Here is a 20,942-nt window from a genome sequence, read left to right as displayed (position 1 = left end):
CGTTTCACGCAGCACTGCGTGATGCGCGTCTCAGCGGGTAAGGGCGATGGCTTGATCCCCACGCACAAGGTAAATGCGCTCAGGGGTTGCGGATGCAGCGGGGTCCACCATTACCTTGGCCGGTTCGGACAGGAACACGGTGAAGGGAAGGTCAATCTTTCCTCTGGGACAGGCCATTTCCGTCACACCACCAAGCTCCACCCCGCCATCAACCAAGGAGAAGCCGCCGCCGTTACAGGGCAACGACACCGCCTGGTTCTGGAAATCGAGGGAGAAATCCTCTGGGCTCGCCTCAGACTCCCACCTGAAAGCAGTGATGTGCTCCATCTGCTCGTCGTTTGCTTCGACCAGTTCCGCGGGTGCGTCCGTGATGATGCCATGCTTGGCGACGTTCACCGCCCACGCCTCCGAACTCCCCGCCAGCTCCGAGGAGCCCGCGCTAGAAAACAGCGAGGAGATAAATAGCAGAATGGCGGAGAGAATCGCTTTGATCATGGTGACCAGCATATCCGCCCGTAATCGGTTTGTCCCGCGACTCAATCCGCCATTTTTCGGTGCTTACTTGTCCAGGTCGGCGAGGATGCGCTTCGCCAGCTCCTCCGAGGACTGCGGGTTCTGGCCCGTGTAAAGGTTGCCGTCCACCACCACGTGGGAGCTCCAGTCCTCTGCGGCTTTGTCGTACTTAACGCCGGCGTTGACCAGCTCGCTCTCTAGGAGCCACTTCGCATTCTCCGCAAGACCGGCGGACTCTTCCTCGGTGTTGGAGAAAGCCGTGATGTTCTTGCCAGCGAAAGCGTTGGTACCGTCCTCGTTCTTCGCTGCCAAGAGCGCCGCTGGTGCATGGCACAGCAGTGCCAAGGGCTTTCCGGCAGCGAGGCGCTGCTTCAGAAGCTGACCCGATACAGCATCGACAGCCAAGTCCTCCATCGGACCATGGCCACCCGGGTAAAAGACGAGGTCAAAATCTTCCTCGTTGACGTCAGCGAGGGACTTCGGGTTATCGAGCACGTCCTTGATGGACTCCAGGTAAGCCCGAATCTCCTCAAGTTCCTTAGGGTCACCTGCACCCTCGCCGAGGCTTCCCTCATCCACCGTGGGCGCCACCGCGTTGGGGGTTGCTACGGTGATGTCCCAGCCGGCCTCACTAAACAGACGGTATGGAACCGCAAGTTCCTCAGCCCAGTAACCAGTCGGGCGAACAGTCCCGTCTTTGAGGGTCCAACCATCTGCTGCACTGACGACGAACAATGCGTTAGTCATTTCTCGAGTCTCCTATTATCGGGGGTTTGGTTAGGTGCCCCACTATGTCAGAAAACTCGAACGCGTGCAGTCAGCCCCGCGATCTCTGGTACAAGCACATAACCGAAGTTGATAGCACCACCGGGAAGAAGATGAAAAAGGTCCCGACGAAGCGGTGCGGCGTCGGCAAGCACTGGATAGTCCAGTACCTCGACCTCGAAGGAAACCGCACCTCCGAAACCTTCGATACCTACGAGGCCGCTGAGGTCTTCGACGCCAAAGTGCGCGTCAACAAGTCCGATGGCACTCTCATATCGGCAGACAAGAAAGACGTCACCCTGGCCGAGCTCTGGGAGCCGTGGCTCGATTCGAAAGCGAACATTTCAGAGAAGTCCCGCAAGGACTATATCTCCTACTGGAATACCCACATCCGCCCCGCATGGGGAAACAAGAAGGTCTCCCAGATTCAAGAGAACCAAGTCGTGGCGTGGATAGCTGGTCTCACCTCAACGAAGGGCGTTAAAGAGGGCCAGGAGCCGAAGCCCCTTGGAGGCTCTGCCAAGCGCAAGATTGCCGGCATGTTTAAATCCATGCTCACGCGCGCGGTGAAGATGAAGATCATCCACGCCAATCCACTCGACGGCTCCCCCTCCCCCGCCATCCCCAAGGCGGAGCGCCGCTACCTCAAAATCGAGGAAGTTAACGCCCTCCTCTTCGCCGCCAAGCACCCAGCGGTGAAAATGATGCTCGAAGTCCTCCTCAAGACCGGACTGCGCCCCGGAGAGGCCAAGGGCCTCAAGGTCAAAGACCTCGACGTTACGCGGCGTCGGCTGATGATCCGCCGCGACGTCGACGACCTCGGCCGAGTAGATGAGACCAAGACCCGCCAGCACCGCGACGTACCCGTATCCCGACTCATGCTGCTCACACTCGCCGAAGAAGCCGAGGGACGAGACCCCGAAGCATGGCTACTCCCCGACGAATACGGCCACGCGTGGACCACCGCGCGCTGGCGAGTGATTTGGGAGAACCTGCTTGTTGATGCCGGCGTCGATACAACGCTTAAGACCTACGAGCTCCGGCACACCGCCGTGTCCATGGCCATCGCGGCCGGCGCCGACGTCTACGTCGTTCAGCGCATGTGTGGCCACGCTTCTGCGTCGACCACGCTCAAGCACTACGGCCACCTTTGGGACGAGGGCCTGGACGAAGCAGCCGAAGCCATCGAGCGGCACCTTGAAACAGAACGCAAACGCGTTGAATCAGCCCAAGCCCGGCGCTCCCAGCGGGAAAAGGACGCGGGTGTGCGGCATTTGCGGGTTGTTCGGTAGGCCTGGGGCTAGATGGGGAAGGTGTCGGCGATTGGTGCGCCGCTGTCTTTGATGCCGGGCTTGAGTTCGATAGCGATTGGCATTTGCGCCTGCTCAATCTGCGCTTTGACGTGGTGGATTACGGAGAACAGGTTGGCTGCTTGGACGAATGGGCGCGCCTTGCCCTTGACGTAGCTCTGGGGAACGCCCACCCAGTGGATGTTGCTCTTCCGGTATTGGTCGCGCTCAAGGGTTCGGTCGGGAGACCTCATTTGCTTGATGTCGCTAGTAATCATGACGTCGACGTCGAGCTGTTCGAGTCGCTTGATGAGCGAGACGTCATCGAGGCCGAAACGGATGTCCGGCCCGGAACGGAGGAACTCGTCCTTCTTGAGCCAGGCCCTGAGCGTGTCGTCCATTTTGTGGTTGAGGCATTCGTCGAGAAAGAATCTCACACTGCCTCCTGGACCTGATTGTGGAACGAAAGCGCATCGCGGGCAGCCTCATCGGTAATGTTCGGGTAGAAGTCGCTAATCTCTCCTGGTTCCAACTCGCCGAGCATATAAAGCTCCGCGACGTCGCTGTAGGGTACGCGGGAGTCCTTGATGGTTGGGTAGCCACCCATTCGACGGGGGTCGACCGAGAGATTAGGCATCGGGTTCCTAAAGTCTGGCACCTGCTTGTTGTACCTGTTCATGAACGGTGCGTAAATGTCCTCGAGCGAGTAGAACTCGAACTGCCCCTTGTAGCGTTCGCTCAGGTCCATGAAGCCATCCTCTGTCCAGACCTTCACCGTCTTGCCGTCGGTGGCGAAACGGTACTCAGACGGGTGATCAACCATATCGAACTCGGAGAGTGACTCGAATGCCTTTCGGATCTGCTGTAGCGATGTGTGAGCCCGCAGACGGGCGATGGTGCGAAGCGCTACCAGGTCACGGAACGAGTACTCAATGGGCCTCTCCGCACTGACCTCGGGAATGAGAAGCTCACTCCTACGCCAACCTGCCAATTGCGCAGCCGTTGCGCCCGTGAGCGTAACCGTGAGTGGGATGCTGTACCCCAAGTTGATCACCTCCTTTTATGAGCAGTGTAGCGCGCGGGGCTGACATTGTTGGGTTGATTCTGTCGCGCGAAATGTGTTTGCAATCTGTTTGCAGGGTGTTTGCACCGCGTTTGCACCCACTTCGGTTTACCTGGGATTACTCGGGCCTACTTTTAGTCGACTAAAACGCGAAGAAACCCCCAGGCTATCCGGTGTTTATACCGTTTAACCTGGGGGTTTAGGTGGTGCGCCCGGAGGGATTCGAACCCCCAACCTTCTGATCCGTAGTCAGATGCTCTATCCGTTGAGCTACGGGCGCAGTCCGTTGGCTCGCAGTGCGTAACGCTGTAGCGTGTGCGCTCTGCTGTGCAACGAGGAATAACTATACCCACGCTCTGGAAAACTGACAAATCACCACGTCACAGCAGGTTTTTCACCCTTAGTGGCGGGATCTAAATTCAACCGCCGTTTACCTTGCACGGCACTGCCTTAGCTAAGCCATGAAGGCTAAACGGACAGGCCGAAGATGGGCACCGCCAGCAGGTAGACGGTGAGGGTGATGAGGAAGATGCCGAGGATGTTGAGGCCGAAGCCGCCCTTGATCATCTCCCCAATCTTGACGTAGCCGGAGCCGTACGCGATGGCGTTCGGCGGGGTAGCGACCGGGAGCATGAACGCGCACGTTGCCGCCAACGCGACGGGGATGGTGAGCAGGAGGACGTTGATGTCGCCGTCGGCAGTCAGGCCCACACCAACGGCGACGCCGCCCATGATCGGGATGAAGGTCGCAGCCGTTGCGGTGTTGGAGGTGATCTCCGTGAGGAAGAGGACCAGAGCCGCCACGGCAGCCACGATGAGTACCACCGGCAGGACGCTGAGCCCCTTGGCCATCTCACCGATCCACAGGGACAGGCCGGAGGAGTTGAATACCGAGGACAGGGACAGGCCACCGCCGAAGAGCAGAAGGACATCCCACGGCATTTCATTGGCGGTCTCCCAGTCCAACAGGCGGATGCGGCGCTGGTTATCGGCCGGGAGAATGAACAGCAGGATGCCGGCAGCAATGCCCACGATGGCGTCGTCGTAGTTCTCAAACTCCTTGAGCACCAGCGGCAGGGTCACCCAGGCCGCGGCGGCGAGGACGAAGATAATGCCCGTCATGATCTGGGGGCGGGTCCAGGGGCCGAGGGCCTTGATTTCATCGTCGATAAGCTCGCGCCCGCCCGGGATTTCCTTCATCTCCGGCTTGAAGATAGTAATCAGCAGGAACCAGGCAATGAGCAGGAACGTCGCCGCCAGCGGCACGCCGACTGCCATCCAGCGGCCAAAGCCCAAGGTCACGCCCCAGGTATCCGCCATGTAGGCGTTGAGGAAGGCATTGGGCGGGGTGCCGATGAGCGTGCCGAGCGAGCCAATCGACGCCGAGTAGGCAATTCCCAGCATGAGCGCAGTAGCGAACTTCTTCTGCTTATCCCAACCGCCCACAGTCTCCGCGGTAAGCGCCAGTACCGAGGTACCAATCGGCAGCATGACCACGGCCGTAGCGGTGTTGGACACCCACATGGACAAGAAGCCGGTAGCCAGCATGAAGCCCAGGATCAGGCGCTTGGGCGAGGTGCCAATCACCTTCACCACGTAGAGCGCCAAGCGGCGGTGCAGGTTCCAGCGCTGCAGCGCCAGGGCGATCAGGAAGCCGCCCATAAAGAGGAAGATGGTGGCGGACGCATACGGCGCGCCGACTTCCTTGATGGTGCCCACACCCGCCAGCGGGAAGATGACCAGCGGCAACAGCGCGGTGGCGGCCAGCGGGATGGCCTCCGTCATCCACCACACGCCCATGAGGATGGTCACCGCGGCCACCGCGCGCAGTGCGCTCTCGGAGTATTCCGCCCCCTCCTTCGCACCCGGGGACTGCGCCACCGTATCGACGGCGTTGCTGGGGAAAATGAACCACACGATGGCCGCCAGCACCAGGCCGGCGAAGAGCCCGATCGCCATGCGGCGCCAGTCTTTGCGGTCAACGCCGTGGTCGTCCTCGCCCTCCGTGTGCGCGGTAGAGACGTGAGTGTGCGGGGTAGTCATCTGCCCCTCCTTTTCTTGGTTAGCCAGCCCCACGTTAGTGCTGAAAGTTATGCGGGTTACCGAATAAGCTTGCAGCCTCAGACTATCGAACCCCACACAGCAAACAACCAGTTCCGCACTATTACCCCCGCTAAGCGGCTATATTCACCCCTAACCGGGCGGATTTATGTACTGCAGCTACTTCCCCATTCCAGATCCCCAGACCTGGAACCCGAAAGACGCAGGTGGGCGTCGCCTAGCGCTTGCCGACGCCCCACCACCCACCAGCAAGTTTCGGGTTCCAGGTCTGGGGGTTTGGACGTGAGAGGCGTTCGCCGCGCGCCAGGCCGCAGTATCCGCTAGAAATGAACCATGCACAACAGGGGGATTTTTGACTATATCGACGCGCATGCAATCGATCTCCGCGCACTCAACAACGATGACCCGCGATGGAGCAAGATACACGCAGGTAAGTTCCACACACTCACGTGGTGCTACGCCATCCCGCTCCACCGGTGGCTGGAGCTCAAGCCCTGGGAGCGCGACACCGCCGAGGTCTACGCCCACGCGCGTGCAGCCCCGCGCGCCATCCTCCTGGGCAAAGCCGCAGCCCGCATCCACGGCATCCCAGTGCTCCGCACACCTGGGGAGTACTTCGCCACGGTGCCCTCGAACTCCGTGCCCCAGAAGTCCAAGCGCCAGTACTTCCGCTACAAACAAACCAACCTCCATGGCCAGGTCACCGAGGTTCATGGAGTGCGGTTAACCACGCCGGCGCGCACGGCGATCGACATTGCGCGCTTCGATGGCTTCTCCGAGGGGCTCGTCGCCGCAGATCACGTGCGCTCGCAGCGCGTGTCTCAAGACTCCCTGAACTGGGCGCTGGGGAAGATGGGCCGGGTCAAGGGGGTCGGCCACGCGCGCCGCGCGGTGGAGCACAGCGTCAATGATGCTGAGTCGCCGTGGGAGTCCTACGCCCGTGCCCTGATTCTGGAAGCCGCGCTGCCTGGCATCCGCAGTCTGTGTACCCAATACTTTGTGGACAACTACCGCGCTGACCTGGCTATTAACGGCTGGTTGCTCATTGAAATCGACGGCAACGTCAAGTACAAGCACGAGCTGGAGGAGGTGATTCGCGCCGAACACCGACGGCAGAAGGCTCTGCTGAATCGCGGCTTCGTCGTGCTGCGTTTCTCCCCGCAGGAGCTTCGCGATACCCCAGACGCTTTCATCGACATCATCGCGCGACACCTCGCCGCCGGACCGCGCCGGCTGCGCTAAACCCCAAACCCCCAGACCTGGAACCCGAAACTCCCTGGTGGGTGGTGGGGCGTCTGCAAGCGCTGGGCGACGCCGACCTGCGTCTTTCGGGTTCCAGGTCTGGGGATCTGCGAACGGGAGGGGCTACCAGACCGCTATGAACGCCACCGCGCCCAGCACCATCGTCCCCGCGGTCACCGCGGCGAGCGCCCAGGCGCCAGGCAGCGGCGCGGCCTGGGAGAGGGCGCTATCGGCGTGCCGGAGCTTCGCCGTGGCCAGCCACAGCACCGCGGCGGTGACAACGCCCACGATGACCGTGGCCCACAGCGCCGCCGAGCGCGCCACGAGCAGGCCGGCTACCAGGGCGGCAAGGCCCGTGCGCTGCCACGCTAGGCGGGTGCGTTCCGGCTGCAGGCCGGGGTCATAGAGCTCACTCACGCCAGCAGCTCGCCCACCAGAATCATGACGCCGATGATAATCACCACGCCCACGACCAGCGCCATCGCGGGGCTGGCCGGCAGGGGCCGGGAGTGCCGCATCGCGCGCTCCGCAGCGCCCCAGTGCAGCCAGGCCACGCCCGGGAGCACAATGGCCACCACGAGCATGATGGCGGAGATGACGCGGGTCAGGGTCGTATTCAGCGGGAGATCGAAGGTCTCCAGGGCCACACCACCGGCAATGAACGCGAGGGAGGTGCGGATCCACGCCAGGAACGTGCGCTCGTTGGCCATGCTGAAGCGCGGATCGGGCTCCTCACCGGAGCCGTACACCGAACGGGGGAAGCGGTCCTTCGTCATACGCGCCACTGTAGCGCCACACGCAGCCGAGTACTTCTCAGGGTTAGGACTGCGAGAAGGCTTCCAGGTCCGTGGGGCTGCCCGCGACGACGATGAGGTCGTGGTGGGTGAGCGCGGTGGCGTCGGCAAGCGGGCGCCACTCCCCCAGCCCCTCCCGGCGCGAGATGAGCTGCACGTGGTGCTCCTCCCACACCTGATTCAGGTTGAGGGGGCGGCTGCTTATCGACGCCGGCGGGGCCATCACCGTCACGCCATAGTCAGCGGCGATCTCCGCGAAGTCCTCGAACCGCCCGCCCAGCAGGTGCGCCACGCGGCGGCCGGTCTCCCGCTCCGGGCGGATGACGTGATGGACTCCCAGCTGCCGGAGGATGCGCGCGTGCGCGTCCGAATCCGCCTTGGCCCAGATGTCCTTAATACCTAGCTCCACCAGGTTGGAGGCGGTAAGGATGGAGTCCTCTAGGTCGGAGCCGATGGCCACGACGACGCGTTCCACCTCGTCGACGCCCAGCTGGCGCAGGGCCTCCGCATCGGTGGTATCGGCGCTGACCGCTTCGGTGAGGTAGGCCGCGTGCTCGCGCACGAGCTTCTCGTCCGCGTCGATGCCCAGGACTTCCACGCCGTGCTCCATGAGCTCGCGGGCCAGGGAGGAGCCGAAGCGGCCGAGGCCGACGACGACCACCGGCGGGATGTTGATGGAGCTCTTCTCGCGCCGCAGGGCGCCAAATAGGTTAGCCAATGAACGGCCTTTCTTCGGGGTAGCGGAAGCGCAGGCTCACCGTGCGCGCGGCCAAAGCCGCCACGAAGGTGGTAGGGCCGACGCGGCCGACGTACATGATGAGGCACAGCATAATCTGCGAGGGCGCCGACAAGCTGGCGGTAATACCGGTGGACAGGCCCACCGTGGCGAAGGCGGACATGACCTCGAAGGTGACCTGGTCCGCGGTGAATTCCGGATCCCACACGCGCAGCGTGGCCACGCCCAGGGCGACGAGGATGATTCCCGACGCTGTCAGCGCCAGGGCCTGGCGGAACGTGGACAGCGGCACGCACCGGTGGCCAATCGCTGTATCCTCCCGGCCCAGGAACTCCGAGGCCATCGCCGCCACCAGGACGCAGGCGGTGGTGACCTTGATGCCACCGGCGGTACCGGCGGAGCCGCCACCGACGAACATGAGCATGTCTGTGACCATGAGCGTGATGGGATGCGCCTGCCCATAGTCAATGGCGTTAAAACCCGCCGTGCGGGGCGAGGCGCTCATGAAGAACGCGTTGAGCAGGCGCTGTCCCACCGACATGCCACTCAACACCCCGGCGCGCTCCGACAGGAAGAAGAATGCCATGCCGCCGAGGAGCAGGACTGCGGTGGCCGCAAACGTCATCCGGGCCGTGACGGACATGTGGTAGACGCGCGGCTGGCCGCCGCGCCAGCGCGCGATGCGGCCGCGCGCCCGGCGGGCCAGCTCCGCCAGCATGGGGTAGCCCAGGCCGCCAGTGATGAGCGCGGCGGCCAGCGGCAGAAGGATCCAGGCGTCCCCGACGAAGGGCACGAGGTTATCGGAGTAGGTGCTAAACCCCGCGTTGTTGAAGGCGGAGATGGCATGGAAGACCCCCTCCCACACCGCGCGGCCGGCGGGAACGCCGTGGGCGGTGGCGAGGCGGATGGCGATGATGGCGGCCACCACCGCCTCGCAGATCAGCGTCACGGCGAAGGTAAACAGCAACGTATTCCGGATACCGCCGGAGACAATGGGGCGCCCCTCGGCCGCGGTGGTGCGGCGCGCCTTGAAGCTGATGCGGCCAGTCAGCAGCATGCCGGACAGGGATGCCATGCTCATGATGCCCAAACCACCCAGCTGGATGAGAACGATGATGACCGTCTGCCCGAAGGGCGTCCAGTAGGAGCCGGTGTCCTCGACGATGAGGCCGGTGAGTGAGACTGCCGACGTCGCCGTGAACAGCGCCGGCAGGAACGGCGTCCACTGCGGCACGTGAGCGGAAATCGGAAGCATGAGCAAGCCGGTGCCTAGGAGGATGAGCAGGAGGAATCCTGCCGCTGTGAGCTGTGCCGGGCCTTGCAGGCGGGGCCGCGAGGAATAACCGCGTTTCACAGGAGGAATCCTAGACCTGCGCGGGCGCGCGGTACAAGGGGTGCGCGCCCCACCCAATACCCCCGTAACCTGTGAGAATGCTGCGCAGATGGTGTGCTACATCAGCTTGGTCTTCTCCAGCGTTTCCACCCAGCCGTTGGTGAACTTCTCCAGCGGCTTGTGCAGCAGCACGCCCAGCGCCAGCATGGGCAGGACGAACAGGAGCAGGCAGAACAGCGACAGCCAGAAGTCACCGTGGTACGTGCCGGCGATGGCCGCGCGGAAGGCCCGGATGGTGTAGGTGGCCGGCAGCCACGGGCTGATGTTCTGGAACCACTGCGGCAGCACCTGCAGCGGGTACGCGCCGCCTGCCGACGACACCTGGATCACCAACATGAGCACCGCCAAGGCCTTGCCGGCGTTCGCAAACGAGACCACAAACGTATAGGCAATGAGCATGAACACCACCGAGCTGAGCCAGCCGGCCAGCAGCATGAGGAACGGGTGGGCAGGCTCGATCCGCACGAAGAAGATCAGGCCCAGGATGAGCATGGTGGACTGCACCAGTCCCACCGCGGCGAAGATGCCGAAGCGGCCAAAGTAACGCTGGATCGGTCCGTACTTGTCCTTGTTGACCACGTCGGTGCGCACGCTCACCGCGGTGAGCAGCGCGCCCACCCACAGGGCCAGCGCGGTGTACATCGGCGTCATGCCCGCACCGAAGCTGGTGACGGGGAACACGGCCTCGCGGTCGATATCCACCGGGGCCGCGATGGCGCTGGCCAGGGCGTCCGGGTCGGAGCCGATGAGATCCGCCAGCTTTTTCAGGTCACCGGATTCCACTGCGGAATCGATGTCCTTCTTCAGGTCACCGAACTCGTTGGCCTTGTCCTGCAGGCTCGCCGCCAGGTTCTGCACGGCGGTCTGGGCATCGGTCAAGGAAGAGGAGTCAATGGTTACCGGCGCATTGATGGTGTCCAGGTCCTGGCCCACCCGGCCCAGGGAATCCTGCAGCGCAGAAATGGATTCCCGCAGGCCGGAGGTGGAGATGCCGTCGATGGACTCCTTTGCCGCGTCGATGCCGGAGAGATCCGGCTTCGTGGGCTCCGGGGCGTTGGCCGCGGCCTCGAGGCGGGAGTGCAGGGCGCGCTCGTTGGCGATGGCGTCCTCGATGCGGCTGAGCGCCTTCTCCTTGTCCGCCGCGGGGATCGGCAGGGCCTCCACGTGGCCGTGCAGGTTCTGGTACTGGGCGATCGTGCCGTCCACCTGGTCCGCCAACGTGTTGAGGGTGGCAACGCGGTCGGCGCGGGAGGCCGAGGCGTCGTCGAAAAGCGCGTCAATGCGTTGACGCACCACGTCGTAGCTGGCCTTCGTCGCGTCTAGGGACTGCTGCAGCGCATCCGTGGACACGTTGAGGGACGTGGACTGGACCTCCGGGAGCTCCAGGTTGGCGGCGCCAACGATGTTCTCCGCGCTCTCCATGAGCGGGACCGTGGTCTCCACCAGGCCCGCCAGGGAGCGGGCGGTTCGCGCGCCCATGTCCAGCTGGGACTGCACGCCGTCCGCGCGGGCCTGGATGCGGTCCAGGACCGCCTTGGTATCGCCCTGGCTCATGAAATCAGACAGGCCGGCCACGAGGTCGAAGGACACATGGCCCACGGTGCGGGTAAAGGTTTCCGCCACCTGGGCGGACACGCCTTCTGCGCCCTGGTCGGTGATCTTCGGTGCCAGCGCGTTCTTCTTCTCGTTGGTGTACAGCGACAGCCCCGCCGGCTCCGAGCCGTCAGTGTAGAAGGTCATCATGTCATCGCTGAAGTTTTCCGGCAGCACGATGGCGGCGTAGTACTCGCCGGACTTGGTGCCCTCGACAGCCTCGTCGGAGGTGGTGACCACCCAGTCCAGCTGGTCGTTGGCGCGCAACTGGTTGAGCACCTGGTCGCCCACGTTGATGGGCATGGGCAACAGGTCGCTCTCGTAGCCGGTGTCCTCGCTGGCCACCGCCACCTTGAGCTGGCTGGTGTTGTCGAAAGGATTCCAGCTGGCCAGCACGTTGAACCACGTGAACAGCATGGGGATGACCACCAGGCCAACGAGCATGACGATGCTCATCACGCTGCGGCGTGCCGTGCGGATGTCCTCGAGGAAAAGATCCAGTGTTCCGCGCATTACTTCTCTCCCTCCGTCTCGGCCGGTGCTACCGCGGCCAGATCGTTGTCCTCGTTGCGGGCTGGGTGCTTGATGTCATCCTCATCCAGCGTGAGCAGCTCCGCGGACTGCTTCAGGCTGATGCGCAGGTACTCGAGCGTGACGGCCGCGCCCACAATGAGCAGGCACCACGCGGTCCAGATGCCCAGGAGCAGCGGCTTCTGGGAAGGCAGGAGGCCGGAAACCAAGATGAGGATGATAACCCCCACCACGCCGGCGACGGCGACGAGCTTGAGCCAGTAGCTCCAATCGTGGTCGCGGTGGTCCAGGTCCTGCTTGAGGCCGCTGCGGCTGTCCAGCGCCTGGATGACGTCGGCGATGCGGTAGCCGTTGCCCATGACCTGCACGTTCTCGTAGTCGAAGAGCTCGGTGTCCTTGAGCTCCTTGTTGAACAGCGCGTTGAAGTGGGACAGGGCCTTGCGCAGCAGGAGGCCGCACACGAAGAACAGAAGGAACATGAAGGCCAGCACGCCCATGTACTTGAAGTAGTGGGCGCCGTAGAAGCCGCCGATGGTCTCACGCATGGCGTCGATGCCGTAGGTGAACGGCAGCAGCGGGTAGATGGCGTGGAAGAAGCCCGGCAGCAGCTCGATCGGGTACAGGCCGGATGCGCCCGGGATCTGGATGATGGCCAGCACCACGCACAGGCCGCGGCCGAGGTGGCCCAGGGAGGTCGATAGGGCGTAGATGATACTGAGGTACGCCAGCCCGATGAGCACGCCGGTGACGATGAACGCGGCCGCGTTGACGGTCTGGACACCGATGAGGATGTCGCCCGCCGTCACCACGACGGCCTGAATGACCACCATGGCGGCCATGAGCAGGAAGCGACCCAGGTAGGCCTGGTCCACGGTGACGCGGCGGAAGCCCTCCTTGTCCACCTCAACCTTGAAGATGACCATGAGCACGAAGGCGCCAATCCACAGCGAGAGGTTGGTAAACAGCGCCGCCATAGCGGAGCCGTAGGAGTCCACCGGGTAGACCGTGACCGACTCGACCTCGATGGGCTCGGCGAAGAACTGGCCGATTTCATCCGCATCGAGCCCGGTGACGTTCTGCAGCACCTTGTTGTTCATCGTGGCCTTGAGCGAGCGGACATCACCCTGGATGCTCCTCAGGCTGTCCTGCAGCGCGACCAGGTTGGTGTCGAAGTCCCCCAGCGTGTCCTTGGTGGCGAGCAGCTGTTGGGACACGCCGTCGAGGAGGCCGTCGGCCTCCCGCATGGTTCCCTTCTGTGCTTCCAGGGTGGCGCTGAGCGCGCTCGCGGTGGAGCTCAGGTTGCTCATCGCGCGGTTGATCTCCGGCACGGAGGAGGTCACGGTATCGCGCAGGGTCTGGGACGTGGCCTTGGTATCGGCCGCGGCCTGGTTAATTGCGTCGGAGCTGGACTTCACGGAATCCGCGGCGGCCTGGGTGTCCTTGCTCAGCGCGCCCAGGTTACCCAAGAGGCGACGGTTGGATTCGTTGCCCTCCTCGAGGCGCTGGACGGCGTCGTCAAGCTCCTTCGTGGCCTGCGGGGAGAGCGTGGCGGAGTTGAGCAGCGCCTTGAGCTCGGCGATGGACTGCGCGCTGGCGTCCACGGCACCGTTGGCCTGTTGGGTGGCGTAGTCGAAGCGCTGTCCCGCCTGGTCCAGGCCGGCGGTGAGATCCGCGATGGATTCCTGCGCCTGCGCGGTGCCGTCGGCAACAGCGGTGGCGCCGTTGACGAACGCCGAGGTGGACTGGTCAGTGAAGTCACCGATGCCGCCCTGGGCCTGGTTGACCAGGGAGCTGACCTCGTTGAGCGCGGCTTGGGCGTCGGTCAGCGCGGCCTCCACGTCCGCGACGGTACCCTTGGCCCCGCCCATGGACTGCGAGGCGGTGTCGAGCTTGGCCTGGATGTCCCCCAGCTTGCGGCGGCTATCGTCGATTTTCTGCGCGGTTTCACCGAAGGAGGTGCTGGTGTTGTTCATGGCGCGGGTGATCTTGGTTTCGAACTCCGTGCCGGAGTCCTTCACCTTCTCCGCGGCAACCGTGGCCACCTGCTCCTTGAACGCGGCGGTGATCTGCTTATCCAGACCCTTGGCGCCGGTGTCCGTGATCTTCACGGCGATGGCGTTGTTCTTCTCGTTGACGCGGTAGACCAGCTGCGGTTTGGTGAACGTGCCGTCGAGCATGCTCACGAGGTTCTCGCTGAAGTCCTCCGGGATAGTGACCGCGGCGTAGACGTCCCCCTCATGCAGGGCTTTGTCTGCCTCGTCGGCACCTAAGAACTGCCAGCCCAGCTGGTGGTTATCCTGCAGCTTGTCGACGACTTGTTTACCCACGTCGACGTGACCGGTGAGGTCGTTATTGGCGCCCTTGTCCTCGTTGACGACGGCAACCTTGATGTTCTCGGTATTCCCGTACGGATCACGGAAGGCCGCGATGTTGACCCAGGAGTACATCGCGGGGGTAATGACGAGTCCGATGAGGATGATCCACGCCCTGGGGACGCGGCCAAGCCTGGCTACATCTCTTAAAAATATTTTCCAACTTTGGCGCACTGAAGGGAGTGTACCCTTTACACCCCAATGTCTCTAACCTGCCGAAATACATAAAGTAATTTAAATGATTAACAATTAAACTTTAATATAGTTTGCCGAATCAAACCCCTGGCTTGACTTGATACGGTTGGAACCTAGACTTCAAGTAGTTGAACTTTTGATACGAAGGTGCTCATGCGCAAGACCTTAATCAGCCTCACCGGCCCCGCCTTCGTTGCCGCGGTGGCCTACGTCGACCCCGGCAACGTGGCCGCCAACATCAGCGCCGGCTCCCGCTACGGCTACCTCCTGGTGTGGGTACTCGTCGTGGCCAACCTCATGGCCATGTTCATCCAGTACCACTCCGCCAAGCTGGGGCTGGTCACCCACCGCTCCCTGCCGGAAATCATGGGCGAGCGCCTCCCCCGCCGCGCGCGCCTGGGCATGTGGGCCCAGGCCGAGATCATCGCCGCAGCCACCGACCTCGCCGAAGTCATCGGCGGCGCCATCGCTCTGCAACTCCTCTTCGATCTCCCGCTGCTCGTAGGCGCGCTCATCATCGGCGCGGTGTCCATCGTTCTCCTCATCTTCCAGAAGAAGAACCAGTGGTTCGAGGGGCTCGTCATCGGCCTGCTCCTGGTTATCTGCATCGGCTTCCTTGCCGGGCTTGCCATCGCCCCGCCCGACCCTGCCGACGTGGCCGCGGGCCTCATCCCCCGCCTGGAGGGCAAGGACAGCATCCTGCTGGCCGCCTCCATGCTGGGTGCCACCGTCATGCCGCACGCCATCTACCTGCACTCCTCCCTGACCAAGCAGCGCTTCCCCGACTTGGAAATCCCTCACGTGCTGGCCGGCACCCGCGCGGACATCGCCGTGGCGCTGTCCATCGCCGGGCTTGTCAACGTGGGCCTGCTGGTCCTGGCGGGCTCGGCCCTCTACGGCGTAGACGGCACCGAAACCATTTCCGGGGCGCACGCGGCGATTGCCAGCCACCTCGGCCCGCTGGCCGGCGTTCTCTTCGCCATTGGCCTGCTGGCCAGCGGCCTCGCCTCGACGTCGGTGGGCGCCTACGCCGGCTCCGAAATCATGGACGGCCTGCTCCACATCAAGGTCCCCCTTCTAGTCCGCCGCCTGGTCACGCTCATCCCGGCACTGGCCATCATCGCCTGCGGGGTCGACCCCACCATGGCGCTGGTGGTCAGCCAGGCGCTTCTTTCCCTGGGCATCCCCTTCGCCATCATCCCGCTCTTCCGCTACGCCGGCTCCCGGGACGTCATGGGTGAGTTCGCCGCGAAGCCCTGGTCTATGGCCGTGGGCTGGACGCTTGCCGCGCTGGTCATCGCGCTCAACCTCGCCCTCGTGGTCCTGCCGCTGCTCTAGGCCGCCTACAATCGGCAGCCATGATTGAAGTCGCAGCCGTCGTCATCCGCAACGCCGCGGGCCAGGTCCTCACCGTGCGCAAGAAGTCCTCCACCAAGTACCAGCTGCCCGGCGGCAAGCCCGAGGAGGGCGAGGCGCTTGTCGACGCCGCCCTGCGCGAAGTCGCCGAAGAAGTAGGCCTTACTCTCGACGCCGAGAACCTCAACGAACTCGGCACCTTCGACGCCCCCGCCGCCAACGAGCCGGGCGAGGTCGTCGTGGGCACCATCTTCACCTACGCCCGCGCCGTCACCACCGACGCACCCCACGCCGCCGCCGAAATCGGCGACACCGCCTGGGTCGACCCCACAGCACCCGACCGCGAGCTTGCGCATCTGTTGCGTGACCACGTCTTCCCCGCGCTGGCTGGGTAGGTACGTTTCTTACAAATAAGACCCCTGATCCCGCGGATTTTCGGGGCTTATTTGATCGATATACACTTGCTTGCCTCGGAAAAGCCGTTGCCAACAACAAAACGCAGAACCCGAGCCACCGGTGAAACGATGACTCGGGTTCTGTAGTGTGCGGAGACGAGAGGATTTGAACCTCCGGACCTACGCAAGTAAGTCAACTCCTTAGCAGGGAGCCCCATTCGGCCGCTCTGGCACGTCTCCAGCGATTCGCAATGAATCGTTCATCACTCTACCTGAGCGCTTCCCCCGGGAACAAAATGGGGGTCTAGCTTCCGCGCCCCTCAAGCGCCGCATGCAGCTTGAGGGCAACGTAGAGAGCCGCGCTGCGCCAGCCATCGTCGAGCACACCGGGACCGAGAATCTCGCGGACGCGGTCGAGGCGGTAGTGCAGCGTGGCGCGGTGAATGTAGAGTGCCGCGGCGGTCGCAGAGACGTTGCGGGAATGCTCAAAGTAGGTCAGCAGGGTGTGCCAGTAGGAGTTGCGGGGGTCGTCGAGAAGCACGGCGGCGTCCGGGCTTATCTCCACCACCGTGGCCGGGGTCAGCTCCCACCCGCGCAGCAGCCGCCACGCGCCGGCATCTTCCCAGCTCATAGATTCCACCCCGCGGAGCGTGGCCACGTCCGCCATGAGCCGCGCCTGCCGGGCCGTCGGCGCGGAACCGCACGCAAGAACCTGCGCGCCGGCGACGCGGCAGGCGCTGCGCAGCTCCTCCATGACGGCGGCGGTATCTTCGGCGCCCCGGGAGCATTCGATGAGCACGAGGGAGTCGTGGGAGTCCGCCACCAAGAAGGGCCGGCGCGCCAGTGGGCGGGCCAGCTCCACTGCCACCGCACGTTTGTCGCCGTCCATCAGCACGCGGTGCACGGTGAGCGCGCCATCCGAAGGCAGAAGATCGCGCTCGCGGGCCGTCGCCAAGGCGGCCGCGTCACCGGAGAGCACCTCGCGGGTCATCTCAGCGAGCTGTTGGGCGCGGGCGGCAAGGGGCGCATCGCGTTCGTCGATAAGCCTGGCCAGGGTCGTAAGGAGGGAGCCGAGGCGGACCACGGGGGCATCCCCCAGCGGGGGCTCGTCGATGCTCCACAGGTATCCCACGAGTTTTCCCTGGTGCCGCAGTGGGACGACCACGCGCGGCAGCATGTCGTAGCGAGGGTTCGCCGGCAGACGCACCGGCAGGACCGCGTCCTGGATGCCGTAGCTGAGCATCCACGGGATGGGTTCCGGCGGCGGAGTGCGGTGGAGAATCGACGAGGCGCGGTGCTGGTCAATGGCGCCAATCTGGGCACTCGCCGCAATCACCGCGATGGCGGGGGTGGTTACCTCCACGGAGCGCCGCAGGATCCGCGCACAGTCGTCCGCGATATTCTGGATGCTCATCAGCTGCGGAGGCGACTCTTTCGACATGTGTCAAAGATACTTCCGCGAATTGTCTAGTGACAAACAAAAGTGTGGCGCGCAATAATTCCCTACACAAGAATGACTCACGTCACATCGGCTATTTGATGAAGGATCTCATCATGACCACCACCAGCACCCCCGTCAGCGCGGAGGGCACAAGACCCAGTGCCGCGCTTGACGACGGCCTGCAGCGCGGCATGAAGTCACGCCACCTGCAGATGATCGCCTTCGGCTCGTGCATCGGCACGGGCCTCTTCTTGGGCTCCGGCGCCTCCATCCAGGAGGCCGGTCCCGGCGTTATCGCCGCCTACGCCATCGGCGGCTTCATCATCTTCCTCATCATGCGCATGCTCGGTGAGATGGCCGTGGCGCACCCCGTTGCCGGCTCCTTCAGCGCCTACGCCCGCGAGTACATCGGGCCTATCGCCGGTTTTGTCACCGGCTGGAACTGGTGGTTTACCACCATCGTCGTTGGCATGGTGGAACTCACCGCTGCCGGCACCATCATGGACTTCTGGTTCCCCGGAATCCCGCACTGGCTCACCGCCCTCGTCGCGCTCGTCATCGTCACCGCCATCAACTTGGTGCACGTCGGCGCCTTCGCCGAGGCGGAATTCTGGCTTTCCCTCATCAAGGTTGTCGCGCTCATCCTCATGATCGTTGTCGGCGCGGCCATCGTCTTCGGCCTCACCCCGGAGCCCGCCTTGGGCTTGAGCAACATCACCGAGCACGGCGGCTTCTTCCCCAACGGCTCTGCAGGCATGCTCTTCTCCCTCGTCGCGGTGATTTTCTCCTTCGGCGGCATCATCTCCATCGGCACCGCCGCGGGCGAGGCCCAGGAACCCGCCAAGAGCCTGCCCAAGGCCATCAATAACGTCATCTGGCGCATCCTCATCTTCTACGTCGGCGGCATCGGCATCATCGTGCTGCTCGCCCCGTGGAACGAGCTCGATACCTCCACCTCGCCCTTCGTGCGCGCGCTGAGCACCCTAGGAATCACCGCCGCGGCCACGGGACTCAACCTCATCGTGCTGGTGGCCGCCGTCTCCGTGTTCAACACCATGACCTTCTCCGGCGCACGCATGCTGCGGGATCTCTCCCGTGGCGGCCAGGCCCCGCCTTTCTTCGATTCCGTCAGCGCCAAGGGCGTGCCCGTCCGCGCCCTTCTCTTCAACGCCCTGCTCATGGGCTCTGCCGTGCTGCTCAACTTCCTCTTTGAGGGCAAGATCCTCATCGTCCTCATGGCCATCATCGTGGGCGCGGAGCTCATCTCCTGGTCCGCCATCGCCGTAGCGCACCTCAAGTTCCGCAAGCGCTGCCCGGATGCCGCCTTCCGCGCGCCTCTCTACCCCGTGGCGAACTACCTGTGCCTAGCGTTCTTCGCGCTCGTGGTTGTCCTCATGTTTATGCTTCCGGACTACCGCACCGGCGCCATCGTCCTACCCTTGTGGATTGTGACCCTGGCTCTCATCTGGCTGGGCAAGAAGCGCCACGACGCCCGAAACAAATAGAAAGGACTCCTCCATGCAGACCACCATCGGTGATTTCATCCTGGACCGCCTCAAGGCCATCGGTATTACGGAGATCATCGGCGTGCCCGGTGACTTCAACTTGAGCTTCCTCGAGCAGATCGAGGCCGCCGAGGGCATCCGCTTCGTCGGCGCCTGCAACGAGCTCAACGCCGCCTATGCCGCGGATGGCTATGCCCGCCAGAAGGGCGTGGGCTGCCTGCTCACCACGTATGGCGTGGGCGAGCTCTCCGCCCTCAACGGCATCGCCGGTGCCCGCGCCGAGCACGTCCCGCTGGTGTCGCTGGCGGGCGCACCACCGCAGTACGCCACGGAGTTCCGGTGGAACCTGCACCACTCGCTTGCCGACGGCGACTTTGGCAACATGCTCGACTCCATCGCCCCCTTCACGGAGGTGGCCACCCGCGTATCGCCCATGAACGTGGTGGAGGAATTCGACCGCGCCCTGCACGCCTGCCTGCGCGAGAAGCGCCCGGTGCACATCCAGATTCCCTCCGACATTACCCACCTCACCGTCGAGGTGCCGGATGAGCCCTTCTCCACCGAGCTGGCCCCCTCCGATCCGGAGCGCCTTGCCGCCGCCGCCGACTACGTGCTGGAGCACCTGTCCAAGGCCCAGGACCCCATCATCCTCATCGACCAGGACACCAACCGCCACGGCTTCACGGAGAAGTTCCGCGCCATCATCGACAAGGCCCAGCTGCCCTACTCCCAGCTCTCCTCCGGCAAGGCCATCCTGTCGGAGCGCCACCCGCTGTTCATCGGCACCTACAACGGCGCCGCGTCCGCCCCGGGCGTGCAGGAGCGCATTGAGAACTCCGACTTCCTGGTCACCACGAACCCGCGCTTCATCGAGGTCAACTCCGGTTCTTTCACCCATAACCTGGCGAACGCCCACGTCTACAACTTCGGTGACCAGCACCTCAACGCCGACGGTGAGTACTTCGTGGGCATTCAGACGCTGGAGCTTCTCGACGTCTTCCTGGACCGCATCCCGGAGGCGACTCCCGAGACGTCGGCAAGCACCGCGTTCGAACCCGAGCCCTTTGAGCCGAACCCTGACGCCGCGCTCACCCAGGAGCGCATCTGGCCGCAGATGCTGGGTTTCATTCAGGAGGATGACGTGGTCATCGCCGAAGCCGGCACCTCCAACATCGGCCTGGGCCAGCAGCGCATGCCGGAGGGCGTGCAGTACATCAACTCCACGATCTGGGGTTCCATCGGTTTTACCCTGCCGTGCGTGCTCGGCTCGCAGCTGGCGAACCCGGCGCGCCGCCACGTCCTCTTCATCGGTGATGGCTCCTTCCAGCTCACCGCGCAGGAGCTGTCCACCATCCTGCGCCAAGACTTGAAACCCATCATTGTGCTGGTCAACAACGATGGCTACACCATCGAGCGCTTCATCCTCGGCATGGAGCGCGAGTACAACGAGATTCAGCAGTGGGACTACACCGCGCTGCCCAAGGCCTTCCTGCAGGACACCACGATGGAGTCCTACACCGCCGCCACCGAGGGCGAACTAGCGAAGGCCCTGGAGGACATCGCTGCTCACCCGGAGCGCGGCGCCTTCCTGGAGGTGCGCCTTGATGCTTTCGACGCGCCGAAGGGCCTGCAGGCCTTTGGCCCTCAGACCGCCGACTTTGATTTCGGGCCGCGTGGCCCGCGCAACGCCTAAGGTGA

18 protein-coding genes and 2 tRNA genes are annotated in these 20,942 nt (G+C 63.8%); 6 read left to right on the top strand and 14 right to left on the bottom strand.

The features are described from left to right. Positions 1–30: 30 nt before the first annotated feature. Entirely contained in the window at positions 31–495 is a 465-nt protein-coding gene (locus ACKFR8_RS09660) for a hypothetical protein (protein ID WP_408929919.1), read from the bottom strand. Between the two features lie 63 nt (positions 496–558). Beyond that, complete coding sequence (locus ACKFR8_RS09655; protein ID WP_408929918.1) at positions 559–1,260, bottom strand: type 1 glutamine amidotransferase domain-containing protein; 702 nt, start codon at positions 1,258–1,260, stop codon at positions 559–561. A gap of 131 nt (positions 1,261–1,391) precedes the next feature. Here ACKFR8_RS09655 and ACKFR8_RS09650 point away from each other — a divergent pair, with 131 nt between their 5' ends. Next, entirely contained in the window at positions 1,392–2,570 is a 1,179-nt protein-coding gene (locus tag ACKFR8_RS09650) for a tyrosine-type recombinase/integrase (RefSeq protein WP_408929917.1), read from the top strand. An 8-nt stretch (positions 2,571–2,578) separates the two neighbouring features. On the opposite strand, the gene ACKFR8_RS09645 is transcribed toward ACKFR8_RS09650, so the two are convergent. The 4 genes from ACKFR8_RS09645 to ACKFR8_RS09630 form a co-directional block, all read right to left on the bottom strand. Then, positions 2,579–3,004 (bottom strand): hypothetical protein, encoded by a 426-nt coding sequence (locus ACKFR8_RS09645; protein ID WP_144791693.1) that lies wholly within the window; start codon positions 3,002–3,004, stop codon positions 2,579–2,581. Beyond that, positions 3,001–3,612: a DUF433 domain-containing protein gene (locus ACKFR8_RS09640; protein ID WP_070744462.1), complete on the bottom strand. Its 612-nt coding sequence runs from the start codon at positions 3,610–3,612 to the stop codon at positions 3,001–3,003. The genes ACKFR8_RS09645 and ACKFR8_RS09640 overlap by 4 nt, the downstream gene beginning before the upstream one ends. Before the next feature lie 222 nt (positions 3,613–3,834). After that, positions 3,835–3,910: transfer RNA gene (locus ACKFR8_RS09635), tRNA-Arg, on the bottom strand. A 188-nt stretch (positions 3,911–4,098) separates the two neighbouring features. Further along, positions 4,099–5,673 carry an SLC13 family permease gene (locus ACKFR8_RS09630; RefSeq protein WP_408929916.1) on the bottom strand — a complete coding sequence of 525 codons (1,575 nt, stop codon included), beginning with the start codon at positions 5,671–5,673 and terminating at the stop codon, positions 4,099–4,101. 351 nt (positions 5,674–6,024) lie between these two features. On the opposite strand from ACKFR8_RS09630, the gene ACKFR8_RS09625 reads away from it, so the two are divergent. Further along, positions 6,025–6,933 carry a DUF559 domain-containing protein gene (locus ACKFR8_RS09625; protein WP_296134895.1) on the top strand — a complete coding sequence of 303 codons (909 nt, stop codon included), beginning with the start codon at positions 6,025–6,027 and terminating at the stop codon, positions 6,931–6,933. 123 nt (positions 6,934–7,056) lie between these two features. Here the strand turns inward: ACKFR8_RS09625 and ACKFR8_RS09620 are convergent, their stop codons facing one another. The 6 genes from ACKFR8_RS09620 to ACKFR8_RS09595 all read right to left on the bottom strand — a co-directional run bounded on the left by ACKFR8_RS09620 (position 7,057) and on the right by ACKFR8_RS09595 (position 14,526). Continuing rightward, entirely contained in the window at positions 7,057–7,350 is a 294-nt protein-coding gene (locus ACKFR8_RS09620) for a DUF202 domain-containing protein (protein WP_042528845.1), read from the bottom strand. Further along, entirely contained in the window at positions 7,347–7,709 is a 363-nt protein-coding gene (locus tag ACKFR8_RS09615; RefSeq protein WP_239181282.1) for a YidH family protein, read from the bottom strand. The genes ACKFR8_RS09620 and ACKFR8_RS09615 overlap by 4 nt, the downstream gene beginning before the upstream one ends. A gap of 43 nt (positions 7,710–7,752) precedes the next feature. After that, complete coding sequence (locus tag ACKFR8_RS09610; protein ID WP_408929915.1) at positions 7,753–8,445, bottom strand: potassium channel family protein; 693 nt, start codon at positions 8,443–8,445, stop codon at positions 7,753–7,755. Beyond that, positions 8,438–9,817, bottom strand: coding sequence for a TrkH family potassium uptake protein (locus ACKFR8_RS09605; protein ID WP_408929914.1), 1,380 nt, complete (start codon positions 9,815–9,817; stop codon positions 8,438–8,440). The genes ACKFR8_RS09610 and ACKFR8_RS09605 overlap by 8 nt, the downstream gene beginning before the upstream one ends. Before the next feature lie 96 nt (positions 9,818–9,913). Further along, positions 9,914–11,962 carry a YhgE/Pip family protein gene (locus tag ACKFR8_RS09600; protein ID WP_408929913.1) on the bottom strand — a complete coding sequence of 683 codons (2,049 nt, stop codon included), beginning with the start codon at positions 11,960–11,962 and terminating at the stop codon, positions 9,914–9,916. Further along, positions 11,962–14,526 (bottom strand): YhgE/Pip domain-containing protein, encoded by a 2,565-nt coding sequence (locus tag ACKFR8_RS09595; RefSeq protein ID WP_042528832.1) that lies wholly within the window; start codon positions 14,524–14,526, stop codon positions 11,962–11,964. Before ACKFR8_RS09595 ends, ACKFR8_RS09600 begins: the two co-directional genes overlap by 1 nt. A 174-nt stretch (positions 14,527–14,700) precedes the next feature. Between ACKFR8_RS09595 and ACKFR8_RS09590 the strand changes: the two genes are divergently transcribed. Both ACKFR8_RS09590 and ACKFR8_RS09585 read left to right on the top strand, forming a co-directional pair. Beyond that, entirely contained in the window at positions 14,701–15,885 is a 1,185-nt protein-coding gene (locus ACKFR8_RS09590; RefSeq protein ID WP_408929912.1) for an Nramp family divalent metal transporter, read from the top strand. 20 nt (positions 15,886–15,905) lie between these two features. Continuing rightward, positions 15,906–16,298: an NUDIX hydrolase gene (locus ACKFR8_RS09585; RefSeq protein WP_408929911.1), complete on the top strand. Its 393-nt coding sequence runs from the start codon at positions 15,906–15,908 to the stop codon at positions 16,296–16,298. Positions 16,299–16,449: 151 nt separating this feature from the next. On the opposite strand, the gene ACKFR8_RS09580 is transcribed toward ACKFR8_RS09585, so the two are convergent. Both ACKFR8_RS09580 and ACKFR8_RS09575 read right to left on the bottom strand, forming a co-directional pair. Beyond that, a tRNA-Ser gene (locus tag ACKFR8_RS09580) sits at positions 16,450–16,538 on the bottom strand. A 64-nt stretch (positions 16,539–16,602) separates the two neighbouring features. Continuing rightward, the gene (locus ACKFR8_RS09575; protein WP_408929910.1) at positions 16,603–17,739 is read right to left on the bottom strand and encodes a PucR family transcriptional regulator; all 1,137 of its coding nucleotides are present in this window, start codon (positions 17,737–17,739) and stop codon (positions 16,603–16,605) included. A gap of 113 nt (positions 17,740–17,852) precedes the next feature. Here ACKFR8_RS09575 and ACKFR8_RS09570 point away from each other — a divergent pair, with 113 nt between their 5' ends. Then, positions 17,853–19,244, top strand: coding sequence for an amino acid permease (locus ACKFR8_RS09570; protein WP_408929909.1), 1,392 nt, complete (start codon positions 17,853–17,855; stop codon positions 19,242–19,244). Positions 19,245–19,257: 13 nt separating this feature from the next. Then, positions 19,258–20,937, top strand: coding sequence for an alpha-keto acid decarboxylase family protein (locus ACKFR8_RS09565; RefSeq protein ID WP_408929908.1), 1,680 nt, complete (start codon positions 19,258–19,260; stop codon positions 20,935–20,937). Positions 20,938–20,942: the final 5 nt, after the last annotated feature.

Origin of the sequence: Corynebacterium axilliensis, assembly GCF_046097495.1 — a bacterium.
Taxonomy (GTDB): Bacteria; Actinomycetota; Actinomycetes; order Mycobacteriales; family Mycobacteriaceae; genus Corynebacterium.
The sequence above is the reverse complement of the archived record's forward strand: the minus strand, read 5'-3'. Positions and strand labels throughout refer to the sequence as shown.